Origin of the sequence: Agrobacterium sp. 719_389 (genome assembly GCF_900188475.1) — a bacterium.
GTDB classification, from domain to species: Bacteria; Pseudomonadota; Alphaproteobacteria; order Rhizobiales; family Rhizobiaceae; genus Agrobacterium; species Agrobacterium radiobacter.
Window position 1 is genome coordinate 324,940 of record NZ_FYEM01000003.1, and the last position, 12,723, is coordinate 337,662.

Below are 12,723 nucleotides of genomic sequence, written 5' to 3' on the forward strand. Positions count from 1 at the left end.
AGCCATGAAAGAGGCTGCGGGGAAATCCGTTCCCGCAGCCGTTTTGCGCAGAAAGACTTGTCATGAAGATCATCCAGATTACCGATAGCCATCTCGTACCGCCCGGCATTGCTGTAAACGGCGTGGACCCGGAAAAGCAGCTGCGCGCGGCGGTGGCCGATATTGTCGAAAAACACGCCGACGCCGATCTTCTTGTCATGACGGGTGATCTTTGTAATTACGGCGAGCCGGAAGCCTATGAGCTGCTGCGCGACATCCTCACGCCGGTCTCCATGCCGGTGAGGCTGATGCTCGGAAATCACGACCGCCGACCGGAATTCGTGGCCGCCTTTCCCGAGCAGCCGCGCGACGATAATGGTTATATCCAGTCCTTCATCGATACGGATTTTGGTCGTTTGCTGTTTCTCGACAGCCACGAAGCTGATGTCATAGGCGGCATGTATGGTGCGGATCGTCTGGCATGGCTGGAGAGTGCGCTGGAAAACCCGAGCGATCTTCCGGTGACGGTTTTCATTCACCACCCGCCGATGGATTGCGGCATCCGCCATTTCGAACATATCGGCATGCATGATGACGGTGCTGTCATGCGCCGCCTCTCCGCCCATCCGGCCGGTATACGTCACATCATTTTTGGCCATATCCATGTACCGATGGCGGGCACGACGGCGGAAGGCATAGCTTACAGCTCCGGTCAGGCCTGCGCGCACCGTTTCATTACCGATATCGATGTTGTCGATCCGCTGTGGACGGGCGGCAATCCCTGTTACCGGGTCATAAGCCTCGGCGCATTCGGTCTGCGTGCCTATGATGCGGAGGTGGGGCAGGTCGTGCTCGGTCAGGCGCCTGTCTGCGAAGGCCCCTGACACCGGACAATTTCCGTGTTGCAGAGAGATGATCTCCGCCTCGCCGCCTGTTGCCAGTGCTGATGGAGGGTTTTTTGCCAATTACAAGGCTGCGGTGGTGAGAAGACCCCGCAGCCTGTCGCGCCGATGCGTCACTTGAGGTTTGTTGAACGGATTTGATGCGCGAGAGCCATGGTTCCGTGCACACCCTTGATCTATGTCAGTTTCATCGATGAAACTGCACGCCATAGTCGCCGAGAGGTGGCCAACAGAATGCCGTGCCATCGTGATGACAGATCATGGAGAAGTGCATGCTTGAAAAGCGTATCCGCAACGCGTCCCTCTTGAACAGGATCGTCAGCGCCGAAGAGGCCGCCAGCCTCATTCAGGACGGCATGACGGTCGGCATGAGCGGCTTCACGCGGGCCGGCGAAGCGAAGGCCGTGCCGCTGGCGCTGGCCGAACGCGCCAAGACGATCCCCATGAAAATCACCCTGATGACCGGCGCATCGCTGGGCAACGATCTCGACAAGACCATGGTCGAAGCGGGCATGCTGGCGCGCCGCATGCCGTTTCAGTCCGATCCGGCTTTGCGCAGGGCGATCAATGACGGCAAGGTGATGTTCATCGATCAGCATTTGTCCGAAACGGTCGAGCAATTGCGCGGCGGCCAGATCCACGGTGTCGATATCGCAATTGTCGAGGCGGTGGCAATCACGGCGGAAGGCGGCATTATTCCCACCACCTCAGTCGGCAATTCCGCGAGCTTCGCGATTCTGGCTGACAAGGTCATCGTCGAAATCAACTTGTCGCAGCCCGAGGTGCTGGAGGGGCTGCATGATATCTTTATTCCCGCCAAGCGCCCGACCCGCATGCCCATTCCGGTGGTGGCAACGGATAGTCGTGTCGGCCTGCCCTTCATCCCGGTGCCGCCGGAAAAGATCGCGGCCATCGTGCTGAGTGACAAGAGCGACAGTTTTTCAACCGTGCTGCCGCCGGATGACGAGACCAAGGCCATTGCAGGCCATCTCACCGAGTTCCTGTTGAACGAGGTGCGTCACGGCCGCATGACCCATGAACTCCAGCCGCTTCAGGCCGGTATCGGCACCATTGCCAATGCTGTCATGCATGGTTTCATTGATACGCCGTTTCACGATCTCAAAATGTATTCGGAGGTCCTGCAGGATTCGACTTTCGAACTGTTTGATGCGGGCAAGCTGACCTTCGCCTCGGGTTCGTCGATTACCCTGTCTTCCGCCATGAACGAGCAAGTGATGCCGCGACTGGCGGAGTACAAGAGCAGGTTGATCCTGCGCCCGCAGGAGGTCAGCAATCACCCGGAAGTCATCCGCCGCCTTGGCATTATCGGTATCAACACGGCGCTGGAGTTCGATATTTACGGAAACGTCAATTCCACACATGTCGGCGGAACGCACATGATGAACGGCATCGGCGGTTCGGGGGATTTCGCCCGCAACGCCTATATGTCCATCTTCGTCACCAAATCGATCGCCAAGGGCGGGGCAATTTCCAGTGTCGTACCGATGGTGAGCCATGTCGATCATACCGAACATGATGTCGATATCCTCGTCACCGAGACCGGGCTTGCCGATCTGCGCGGTCTCGCACCTCGCGAGCGTGCGGCGGTTATCATCGCGAATTGCGTGCACCCCCATTACCGGGATGCGCTGACGGATTATTATCAGCGCGCGGTGGCGCGGGGCGGGCACACGCCGCATCTCATCGAAGAGGCGCTATCCTGGCATGAGGCTCTGCGCGAAAGGGGCACGATGCTGCCGCAGAAATAGGCCTGCGTTTTTTTAAAGGCGCCCCCGCCGCCGGCTCAACCGCCATACAATTGGGTCTGTTTGGACACACCGGGGCGGAAATTGTCCGCTCTTGGGTCAGGTTGCTGGCGTGGCGGTTCCGCCTCCGGTAGAAAATCCTCTCCCCCGGCTGCTTTCCGGCTGCCTCTGGGTTGTAGGAGAGTGATGTGATGCCCATTCGCTTCGTGGCCATAATCGCCATTGTCGCCCTGCTCGCCGGTTGCGGGGGGCGTCCGATCGGGGTCATGACGCCGACGGGGCAGACCGTGGCGGGAACCACGCCGGTCAATCTTCTCGTCGCCACCACCCGCGCGCCATCGGAAAACGCCGCCGTGCTTTTTGGCGGCGAGCGTGGAACGGGTCTGAAGGTGGATGCGGTGACGGTTTCCATTCCGCCCAACGCCAACCGCAAGGTCGGGCAGGTGCAATGGCCGAAGAAGCTGCCGCCGAATCCGCTGAAGGATTTCACCACGGTGGCGGTGGAGCCCATTCGCTCGGAAGCCGAGACCAGAAGCTGGATCGGCAGACATATCCAGAAGGACCGGCGGGTGCTGGTCTTCGTTCACGGTTTCAACAACCGGTACGAGGAATCCGTTTATCGTTTCGCGCAGATCGTCCATGATTCCGGCACTGACGTCGTGCCCGTCGTCTTCACCTGGCCGTCGCGAGCGAGCATCTTTGACTATAACTACGACAAGGAAAGCACCAACTACTCGCGCGATGCGCTGGAGGAGATGCTAACCCGCCTCGCCAAGGACAGGTCCATCGGCGAGGTCACGGTCATGGCCCATTCCATGGGCACCTGGCTTGCAGTGGAGGCGCTGCGCCAGATGGCCATCCGCAATGGCCGTGTCGATCCGAAGATCGGTAATGTCATCCTCGCGGCGCCGGATCTTGATGTGGACGTGTTCAGCCGGCAATTCGCAAGCCTCGGCAAAACCCCGCCGAAATTCACACTTTTCGTTTCGCAGGATGACCGCGCGCTCAGCCTGTCGCGCCGCATTTCCGGCAATGTCGACCGTCTCGGCCAGATCGACCCATCCGTCGAGCCCTATCGCAGCGAGCTTGAAAAAGCCGGTATCACCGTTCTCGATCTCACCAAGCTGCAATCCGGCGATCGTCTGAACCATGGCAAATTTGCCGAGAGCCCCGAGGTCGTGCGTCTGATTGGCGACCGCCTTATCGCCGGGCAGACGGTAACGGATTCCGACGTCGGTCTCGGCGAAGCTCTTGGCGCTGTCAGCATTGGTGCTGCGCAGACCGTTGGAACGGCGGCCAGCGTGGTGGTCAGCGCACCGATTGCAGTCTTCGATCCTCGCACGCGGGAAAATTATGGCAGGCAGGTGGAACGACTGGGCCGCTCCATGGAAAACACGGTCGGATCGGTGGGGGATACGGCCAGCTCCGTAGTGGACGATCAGGCGCTTCAATCGTCAAGGGTGAACTGCGATGCTGCTGCCAACCGAAACCGGGCGGAATGCCGTAACCGCTAAGCTACGATGCGAGAAAGGGCGCGGAAACGCTAAGCGTTTTTGTCATCACATTCTCGCAGATTTGTATACAGCTTGTATTTTTATCTGTATGGTCCGGTTAATAACCCCACTTCCGGAGTAAGACCCATGCGTTGGAAACGCACCCTCCAGCTTCTCGATGTCCATTGCGAAGGCGAAATCGGTCGTGTCGTCACTGGCGGCGCGCCGAAAATTCCCGGCAATACCGTGGCCGAACAGCTTCACTGGATGAATACCGATCCGCAGGGTGAGGCGTTGCGCCGCTTTCTGACGCTGGAGCCGCGCGGCACGCCCATGGGCTCGGTCAATCTTCTCCTGCCGCCGAAACATCCGGATGCGCATGCGGCTTTCGTCATTCTCCAGCCGGATCAGGCGCATGCCAGCTCGGGCTCGAATTCCATCTGCGCAACGACAGCGCTGCTGGAAAGCGGCATGGTGGAAATGCAGGAACCGGAAACCGTCATCATTCTGGAAACGGCTGCCGGTCTGGTAAAGGCCACGGCCACCTGCCGGGACGGTCGTTGCGAAAAGGTCAAGCTGACCATGGTGCCGTCCTTCGTGCACGAGCTGGATGTCAGCATCGACACGCCGGAATGGGGCAGGGTGACGATGGATATCTCCTATGGCGGCATTTTTTATGCGCTGGTCGATGTCCGCCAGATCGGCCTCACGATCGAAAAGGCCAATGCCGCAAAGCTGGTCTCGGCGGGCATGATCCTGAAAGATTTGGTCAACCGCGAAATGACCGTCGTCCATCCGGAAATCCCGGCCATCTCAGGCGTCGCCTATGTGATGTTCCGGGATGTGGATGCGGACGGTTCCATCCGCACCTGCACCACCATGTGGCCGGGCCGGGCGGATCGCTCGCCCTGCGGCACCGGCAACTCCGCCAATCTTGCCACGCTTTATGCGCGCGGCAAGGTGAAGGTGGGAGATGAATATAAATCCCGCTCGATCATCGGTTCGGAATTCGATGTCGGCCTTTCCGCCGTCACCGAGGTGGCGGGCCGCCCGGCCGTCATTCCCACCATCGCCGGGCGCGGCTTCACCTTCGGGCTGCATCAGGTCGGCCTCGATCCCTTCGACCCCCTGGCGGATGGTTTCGCCATGACCGATGTCTGGGGGCCGGAAGCGGGCAACATCTGAGGCATGTCTCAAAAAAATGACATTTACAGCCGCTCGATGGACTTTGGCGGCTGTTTTCCCGTGGCAAAAGATGATAAGCGGGCGCCAATTCCGTCATACTCCGAGGTATCCCGATGAAGTCGCTCACCCTGCGCCGCCCTGATGACTGGCACCTGCACCTGCGTGACGGGGCAATGCTGGAAGGAGTGATCGGGGATACGAGCCGCCATTTCGCCCGCGCCATCATCATGCCGAACCTGGTGCCGCCGGTCGTCACCACGGCCGATGCCCGCGCCTATCGCGAACGCATTGTCAGGGCCATTCCGGCAGGCGATCGTTTCGAGCCGCTGATGACCCTCTATCTGACGGAGGACACGCAGGCCGACGATGTGGAAGAGGGCAAAAAAAGCGGCCTCATCACCGCCGTAAAGCTCTACCCGGCTGGCGCGACCACCAACTCCCACGGCGGTGTGCGCGATTTCAACAAGGCCATGCCGGTTCTGGAGCGCATGGCGAAGATCGGTCTGCCGCTCTGCGTGCATGGCGAGGTGACGACGCCGGAGGTCGATATTTTCGATCGCGAGAAAGCCTTCATCGATACGGTTCTGGAACCCCTGCGCCAGCGTCTGCCAGAGTTGAAGGTGACCATGGAGCACATCACCACCCGCGACGGCGTGGACTACATCAAGTCGTCCAAGTCCAATCTGGCCGGCTCCATCACCACGCACCACCTCATCATCAATCGTAACGCCATTCTGGTCGGCGGTATCAAGCCGCATTATTATTGCCTGCCCGTCGCCAAGCGCGAGGAGCACCGGCTGGCGCTGCGGGCTGCTGCGACTTCGGGCGACGCCCGCTTCTTCCTCGGCACGGATTCCGCCCCGCATGTGGACCCGCTGAAGGAATGCGCCTGCGGCTGCGCCGGCATTTACACCTCGATCAATACCATGAGCTGCCTTGCCCATGTCTTCGAGGATGAAAACGCCCTCGATAAACTGGAAGCCTTCGCTTCGCTCAACGGCCCAGCCTGGTATGGTCTTGCGCCGAACGAGGAGACGATCACGCTGGTCAAGCGCGGGGAAGCGGTGTCGTTTCCCGCCAAGATCGAAACGGGCGCCGGGCCGGTGACCGTGTTCGACCCGATGTTCCCGCTCCATTGGGATGTAAGCTGATTTTTTTATGACCGCCGGCACTGCCGGCGGTTTTGTTATGGTCCCCAGGCATTCGCCCTTCGGCGCCGCCTGCGGATGCCTGCAATGCTGAACCGAGATGTTGTGCTTTCCGAAAACCGATCCGGGTTTTCGGAGCGATAAACCAAGGCCGAAAAAGGAGAACGCCTATGAACCATTTCACATTCACTGACCGCACCGTCGTTGCGGAACTGGTTGCGAAGATGTTGTGGGAAATCAAGGCGGTCCATTTTAATTCCGAAAGCCCCTACACCTTCGCTTCGGGCATGAAGAGCCCGGTTTACATCGATATGCGCAAGCTCATCTCCTTCCCGCGCATCCGCTCGGCGGCAATGGATTTTGCGGCGGCGGCTGTCATGCGCGAGGCCGGTTTCGAGAAATTTGACTGTGTCGCGGGCGGTGAAACGGCGGGCATTCCTTTCGCGGCTTTCCTTGCTGAGCGCCTTGGCCTGCCGATGATCTATTGCCGCAAGAAGCCGAAAGGCCATGGCCGCAACGCCCAGATCGAAGGCCATATGCCTGAAGGCGCACGGGTTCTCGTCATTGAGGATCTGACGACGGCCGGCGGCTCGATGTTCACCTTCATCGACGCCATCCGTGCGGCGGGCGGTATCGTCGACCACGGCATCGCGCTCTTCTATTACGGCATCTTCGAAGAGGCCGAAGCGCGCTTCGCCAACGGCAATGTCAAGCTGCATTACCTGACGACCTGGCGCGATGTTCTGGCGGTCGCCCGCGCCGAAAAACTGTTTGACGAAGAGACCCTGTCCGAGGTCGAGGCTTTCCTCGATAACCCCCTGCCGTGGTCGGCAAAGCGCGGCGGTGTCAGCGAATTGCCGCAATCGTGATTTCGGATGCGGCCAGTCCGGTTTTGCGGCTGGCCTTCCGATCGATCTTCGTCTAAATCGATTTAAGTCCATTTGATTTGCTGTTTGAGGAGGACCGTAATGATCCTGTGTTGTGGTGAAGCCCTGATCGACATGCTGCCCCGGCAGACGACGCTGGGCGAGGCTGGTTTTGCCCCCTATGCAGGCGGAGCGGTCTTCAACACGGCGATTGCGCTGGGGCGTCTCGGCGTCCCGTCCGCCTTCTTCACGGGTCTTTCCGACGACATGATGGGCGATATCCTGCGGACAACCCTGCGGGCGAGCAATGTGGATTTCAGCTATTGCGCAATGCTTTCGCGGCCGACCACGATCGCCTTCGTCAAGCTCGTCGATGGCCATGCCACATACGCTTTTTATGACGAGAATACCGCCGGCAGGATGATTACCGAGGCCGATCTTCCGGCGCTTGGCGCGGATTGCGAGGCGCTGCATTTCGGCGCCATCAGCCTCATTCCGGAACCCTGCGGCAGTACCTATGAGGCGCTGCTGGTACGCGAGCACCAAAGCCGCGTCATTTCGCTCGATCCGAATATCCGCCCCGGTTTCATCAAGGACAAGCAGGCGCATATGGCCCGCATCCTCCGTATGGCGGCGAAGTCTGACATCGTAAAATTCTCCGACGAGGACCTTGAATGGTTCGGAGTGGAAGGCGACGAGGAGACGCTCGCACGCCACTGGTTGCATCATGGCGCAAAACTCGTCGTGGTTACCCGGGGCGCCAAGGGTGCCGTTGGTTATTCGGCCAATTTCAAGGTGGAAGTGGCGTCCGAACGGGTAGAGGTAGTCGATACGGTCGGTGCGGGCGATACATTCGATGCCGGCATTCTCGCTTCGCTGAAAATGCAGGGCCTTCTGACCAAGGCGCAGGTTGCCTCGCTGACGGAAGAGCAGATCAGGAAGGCTTTGGCGCTGGGTGCGAAGGCTGCGGCGGTCACGGTCTCGCGGGCCGGCGCGAATCCACCCTTTGCGCATGAGATCGGTTTGTGATGGGCGCGGTTGAACCATTTTGAACAGGTGGTTCAACACTCTTCCCGCCGCTAAAGCCGTAAAAAACCGTTATTTCGATATTATGAAGCTTGTGTCCGCTGTTTTTTCACGAAACAAGCATCGCATGAGCGTTCCCAAGTCCCATCCTTTTGATTTCGACCCGACCTATGGCATGCAGCGTGAACAGTTGCTGGCCATCACCCCGCCCGAGGCGCCGCCGGGCTTCGATGATTTCTGGAAAAAGCGCTATCGCCGCGCACTCGCCACGGATCCTCGACCGGTACTGCGCAAGAGCAGGCTCAGCGACCCCCGCTGGCATGTCCTCGATATGACCTACACCTCCACCGGCGGTTTTCGTATCGGCGGGTGGCTGCTGCTACCGCGCGAAGGGCAGGTGCGTCGCGGCCTCGTTGTGGGTCATGGTTACGGCGGTCGTGAGGCTCCTGATTTCGACGTGCCGGTGGAAGAAACAGCCGTGCTGTTTCCCTGTTTTCGCGGGCTTTCGCTGAGCGCCTGTCCGCCGATCTCGTCCGACCCGGCCCTCCATGTTCTCTATAATATCGACAGGAAAGACGATTACATCATTGGCGGCTGCGTCGATGATCTGTGGGTTGCCGTTTCCACGCTCATAAGCCTTTATCCCTGGCTGGACGGGCAGGTGGGGTATAGCGGCATCAGTTTCGGCGGCGGAATCGGCGCCCTGGCCATCCCTTTCGACGAGCGTATTGATCGCGGCCATCTGGTGGTCCCCACATTCGGACATCGGCCGTTCTGGCTGACGCTGCCCACCGTCGGCAGCGCGGATGCGGTTCAGACGTACCAGAAGACCCATGCCAATGTGCTTGAAACGCTGCGCCTGTTCGATGCCGCCTGCGCCGCCGCCCGCATAAAAGTACCGATGCTGGTCGCGCCTGCGCTTTTCGATCCGGCAGTGGCGCCGCCTTGCCAGTTCGCCGTGGCCAATGCGCTGCCACAATCAAAATTTAATGAAATCTTCATCCTCGACGCCGGACATTTCGATTACCCTGACAGCGCATCGCAAGATGCGGTCCATAAGGACAAGGTCAGACGGTTTTTCAAGGTGTCATGAAACGCGAATATCTCCGCTGGTATAGTCAAAGGCTCCATCGCGACATGGAGCTGTTAATATTCGGACATTCTGGCGCCAAGGTGCTGATGTTTCCCACCCGCGACGGGCGTTTCTTCGAATATGAGGAACTGGGCCTTGTTGGCAGTCTGGCCGACAAGCTGGAGGCGGGCCACCTTCAGCTTTATTGCATAGAGGGGCTGGCCAGAGAGACCTTCTATGCGGCCGGGCGTCATCCCGCCGATCGCATTCGCCGGCATACCGCTTTCGAAGAGTATATTCTGAACGAAGTGCTGCCGCTGATGGCCGAGAAAAACCCGAATAGTGACACGATCGTGCAGGGCTGCAGTCTCGGTGCGTTTCAGGCCGCCAGCCTCGTCTTTCGCCACCCGCATCTGTTTCGCAAGCTCGTCGCCTTTTCCGGTCGTTATGATCTGACGATGAAGGTGGAATCCTTCGGTGATCTGTTCGACGGTTATTACGATGACGACGTCTATTTCCACATGCCGAGCCATTTCCTGCCGGGCCTCGCCTGCCCATGGCGGCTTGATCACCTGCGGCGTATCGACATGGTCTTCACCATCGGCGATGCCGACCCGTTTCTGGATAACAATCACCATCTGAGCCGGGTCCTGTCGGACAAGCAGGTGGGGCATCAGATGCACGTCTGGGACGGCCGCGCCCACCGTGCGGGTGCGTGGCGCAAGATGGCGGCGCTTTATATTTGAAGTAAAAATGGAAATAGAAAATCACGACGAGGATTTAAAATACGCAATGGATTTAATTTTTAATTATTTTTCTAAAATAAAAGAATTTTTAGAAAATAATACTTACAAAAATATTATGGGCGCTCTGATTGTATTTTTCTCTGCTCCGTTTTTTTTGGAAGTAATCGGTCTGAAATGGGTTCCCTCCCTTGACTGGGTTTCGCAGATCAACACCGTAGCGACCATTATAGGTGTTGTGACGGCCGCTTGGTCTTTTGCAGCCGCAATGTGTTCGGAAAAAGAAGTTACCGATTGGGGGAAGTTCACCAGGGTACTGACAATTATATTTTCTCCCATCTTCTTTTATTTTTTGGCAAGGAACGCGACGGTCGTTGTGGTGCCGATGTTTTTTGCGCTGGTCGCAGGACACGAAGTCGAGCTTCCCTTCATCGTTTCCGACACTGACGCCGGTCGAAGGGGCTGTTCCGATGCGATAGAAATAGCGGATCAGCTAATATTGCATGAAGAGATTTGCAGGATTCCCTTGGAGATTAGACTTAGTTTAAATGCCGGTGACAAAGTCATGGTCGTTGGCCGTGGCAACGATTTTGGCGTGTTTCCGAAACGTGTTTATCGAGTTGAATAGTTAAAACCCCCGCACATTAGGCATCAAGCAACGCCTGCAAGTCGGGTTCAAGAATGCCCATTTTATTCCGGCGTGAAAACGAAGCGATATTTCACAGTGTAACAACCTCGCTTCTCAGCCTTGTGACAACGTTTTGTCTCGCGAGAATGAGCCGGAAGCTTCCTTCCGGCTCCTATCAAAATGGTAAATCTCACCCCGCCAGTCCCGCCAGCGCCTTCACCAGACCCTGTGTCGAGCTGTCATGGCCGGCAGCGCTTTCCTTGCCTTCAACGACGGGAAGCAGGCCGGTCGCCAGTTCCTTGCCAAGCTCCACGCCCCACTGGTCGAAGGAGTTGATGCGGAACAGCACGCCTTCCACGAAGACGCGGTGTTCGTAGAGCGCGATCAGGCGGCCAAGCGCAAAGGGCGTCAGCTTGTCGTAGACGAAGGTGATGGACGGACGGTTGCCGGTGAAAACGCGGTGCGGCGCGATGAAATCGGCGAGCTTGTCTTCCATGCCCTTGGAGGTGAGCTGGGCTTTTGCTTCGGCCAGCGTGCGGCCCTTCATCAGCGCTTCCGACTGCGCCAGGCAATTGGCGATGAGAAGCTGGTGCTGATGGTGCAATTCGGGCTCAAAACCGTTGGCGGCGATCATGAATTCCGCCGGAATGACGCTCGTGCCCTGGTGGATGAGCTGATAGAAGGCGTGCTGGCCGTTGGTGCCGGGCTCGCCCCAGACAACTGGGCCGGACTGGCCTTCGACCGGCGTGCCGTCGATGGTCACACCCTTGCCGTTCGATTCCATGTCGAGCTGCTGCAGATAGGCGGGGAAACGCGAGAGCCGCTGGTCATAGGGCAGGATTGCCCGGGTCGGATAGTTCAGCACGTTGCGGTTATAAAAACCGATGAGGCCGAGCAGCATCGGCAGGTTTTCGCGGATTGGCGCCTCCCGGAAATGCCTGTCCATGGCGTGTGCGCCATCCAGGAACTTGCCGAAATTATCCGGGCCGATGGCAAGCATCAGCGGCAGGCCAATGGCCGACCAGATCGAATAACGTCCGCCAACCCAGTCCCAGAAACCGAAGATGCGATCGCTTTCGATACCGAAGGCGGCGACCTTGTCCAGCGCGGTCGAAACGGCGGCGAAATGGTGCTTTACGGCCTCTTCACCCAGCTTTTCGGCGATGAAGCGGCGCGCGGTGGCGGCATTCGTCATCGTTTCGATAGTGGTGAAGGTCTTCGACGCGACGATGAAGAGCGAGGTCTCGGGATCAACCAGCTTCAGTGTGTCGGCAATATGTGCGCCATCGATGTTGGAAACGAAATGCGCGCGCGGGCCATCATGGAAAGGTGCGAGCGCCAGCGTCGCCATGACCGGGCCGAGATCGGAGCCGCCAATGCCGATATTGATGACATCCGTAATCTTCTTGCCGGTCGCGCCCTTCAGAGAACCGGAACGGATCGCATCGGCAAATTTGCCCATGGCCACCAGAACGGCGTTCACATCAGGCATCACGTCCTTGCCGTCGACGAGAACCGGCGTGTTGGAGCGATTGCGCAGCGCGGTATGCAGCACGGCGCGATCTTCGGTGAAGTTGATTGCCTTGCCGGAGAACATCTCCTCGCGCTTGGCCTCGACACCGCCTTCGCGTGCGAGCTGCTCGAGAAGCGTGACGATCTCCTCATTCACGGCGCATTTGGAATAATCCATCAGCAGGTCATCGAATTTGGCGCTGAAACGGCTGAATCTCTTGTCGTCGGCCGCAAAGGCGGCGCGAAGATCGGTTGCGGCTGTGCTGCTCGCCGTTGCTTTCAGTTTTTCGATGGTGGCCTGCATCTTGTGCTCCTCGGCTTCCGTGGAAGGATGAGGAAACTATTCTTTTTCAGGCGGCCAAATCAAGGCGACTTTGATAAAAGAAAAGGGCCGGGATGAAAG

The 12,723-nt window shown here is 58.6% G+C and carries 11 protein-coding genes; 10 read left to right on the top strand and 1 reads right to left on the bottom strand.

Annotation, left to right across the window (positions count from 1 at the left end; translation table 11 throughout):
• Positions 1 to 62: 62 nt before the first annotated feature.
• The 10 genes from CFB10_RS08530 (at position 63) to CFB10_RS08575 (ending at position 10,808) form a co-directional block, all read left to right on the top strand.
• Positions 63 to 863, top strand: a complete 801-nt coding sequence (locus tag CFB10_RS08530) for a phosphodiesterase (protein WP_020011017.1) — start codon at positions 63 to 65, stop codon at positions 861 to 863.
• A gap of 290 nt (positions 864 to 1,153) precedes the next feature.
• Positions 1,154 to 2,650, top strand: a complete 1,497-nt coding sequence (locus CFB10_RS08535) for an acetyl-CoA hydrolase/transferase family protein (RefSeq protein ID WP_026363793.1) — start codon at positions 1,154 to 1,156, stop codon at positions 2,648 to 2,650.
• Positions 2,651 to 2,838: 188 nt separating this feature from the next.
• On the top strand, positions 2,839 to 4,161 hold the full coding sequence (locus tag CFB10_RS08540; RefSeq protein WP_020011015.1) for an alpha/beta hydrolase: 1,323 nt from the start codon (positions 2,839 to 2,841) through the stop codon (positions 4,159 to 4,161).
• 126 nt (positions 4,162 to 4,287) lie between these two features.
• The gene (locus tag CFB10_RS08545) at positions 4,288 to 5,325 is read left to right on the top strand and encodes a 4-hydroxyproline epimerase (RefSeq protein ID WP_003520015.1); all 1,038 of its coding nucleotides are present in this window, start codon (positions 4,288 to 4,290) and stop codon (positions 5,323 to 5,325) included.
• Between the two features lie 113 nt (positions 5,326 to 5,438).
• Positions 5,439 to 6,476, top strand: coding sequence for a dihydroorotase (pyrC, locus tag CFB10_RS08550; protein WP_020011014.1), 1,038 nt, complete (start codon positions 5,439 to 5,441; stop codon positions 6,474 to 6,476).
• Between the two features lie 167 nt (positions 6,477 to 6,643).
• Positions 6,644 to 7,342 carry an orotate phosphoribosyltransferase gene (locus tag CFB10_RS08555; protein WP_003503621.1) on the top strand — a complete coding sequence of 233 codons (699 nt, stop codon included), beginning with the start codon at positions 6,644 to 6,646 and terminating at the stop codon, positions 7,340 to 7,342.
• Positions 7,343 to 7,441: 99 nt separating this feature from the next.
• Positions 7,442 to 8,368 carry a carbohydrate kinase gene (locus CFB10_RS08560; RefSeq protein ID WP_020011013.1) on the top strand — a complete coding sequence of 309 codons (927 nt, stop codon included), beginning with the start codon at positions 7,442 to 7,444 and terminating at the stop codon, positions 8,366 to 8,368.
• Between the two features lie 124 nt (positions 8,369 to 8,492).
• Positions 8,493 to 9,458 (top strand): acetylxylan esterase, encoded by a 966-nt coding sequence (locus CFB10_RS08565; RefSeq protein WP_026363792.1) that lies wholly within the window; start codon positions 8,493 to 8,495, stop codon positions 9,456 to 9,458.
• Positions 9,455 to 10,183, top strand: coding sequence for an esterase family protein (locus CFB10_RS08570; protein WP_026363791.1), 729 nt, complete (start codon positions 9,455 to 9,457; stop codon positions 10,181 to 10,183). Before CFB10_RS08565 ends, CFB10_RS08570 begins: the two co-directional genes overlap by 4 nt.
• 7 nt (positions 10,184 to 10,190) lie before the next feature.
• Positions 10,191 to 10,808, top strand: coding sequence for a hypothetical protein (locus tag CFB10_RS08575; protein ID WP_020011010.1), 618 nt, complete (start codon positions 10,191 to 10,193; stop codon positions 10,806 to 10,808).
• A gap of 190 nt (positions 10,809 to 10,998) precedes the next feature.
• Here the strand turns inward: CFB10_RS08575 and pgi are convergent, their stop codons facing one another.
• Positions 10,999 to 12,624 carry a glucose-6-phosphate isomerase gene (gene pgi, locus CFB10_RS08580; RefSeq protein ID WP_020011009.1) on the bottom strand — a complete coding sequence of 542 codons (1,626 nt, stop codon included), beginning with the start codon at positions 12,622 to 12,624 and terminating at the stop codon, positions 10,999 to 11,001.
• Between the last annotated feature and the right edge of the window lie 99 nt (positions 12,625 to 12,723).

Bases quoted from the DNA above. Each gene is read 5' to 3' on its own strand.
- pgi (WP_020011009.1), bottom strand. From the start codon at position 12,624: ATGCAGGCCACCATCGAAAAACTGAAAGCAACGGCGAGCAGCACAGCC.
- CFB10_RS08570 (WP_026363791.1), top strand. From the start codon at position 9,455: ATGAAACGCGAATATCTCCGCTGGTATAGTCAAAGGCTCCATCGCGAC.
- CFB10_RS08535 (WP_026363793.1), top strand. From the start codon at position 1,154: ATGCTTGAAAAGCGTATCCGCAACGCGTCCCTCTTGAACAGGATCGTC.
- CFB10_RS08575 (WP_020011010.1), top strand. From the start codon at position 10,191: ATGGAAATAGAAAATCACGACGAGGATTTAAAATACGCAATGGATTTA.
- CFB10_RS08545 (WP_003520015.1), top strand. From the start codon at position 4,288: ATGCGTTGGAAACGCACCCTCCAGCTTCTCGATGTCCATTGCGAAGGC.
- CFB10_RS08555 (WP_003503621.1), top strand. From the start codon at position 6,644: ATGAACCATTTCACATTCACTGACCGCACCGTCGTTGCGGAACTGGTT.
- CFB10_RS08560 (WP_020011013.1), top strand. From the start codon at position 7,442: ATGATCCTGTGTTGTGGTGAAGCCCTGATCGACATGCTGCCCCGGCAG.
- pyrC (WP_020011014.1), top strand. From the start codon at position 5,439: ATGAAGTCGCTCACCCTGCGCCGCCCTGATGACTGGCACCTGCACCTG.
- CFB10_RS08530 (WP_020011017.1), top strand. From the start codon at position 63: ATGAAGATCATCCAGATTACCGATAGCCATCTCGTACCGCCCGGCATT.
- CFB10_RS08565 (WP_026363792.1), top strand. From the start codon at position 8,493: ATGAGCGTTCCCAAGTCCCATCCTTTTGATTTCGACCCGACCTATGGC.
- CFB10_RS08540 (WP_020011015.1), top strand. From the start codon at position 2,839: ATGCCCATTCGCTTCGTGGCCATAATCGCCATTGTCGCCCTGCTCGCC.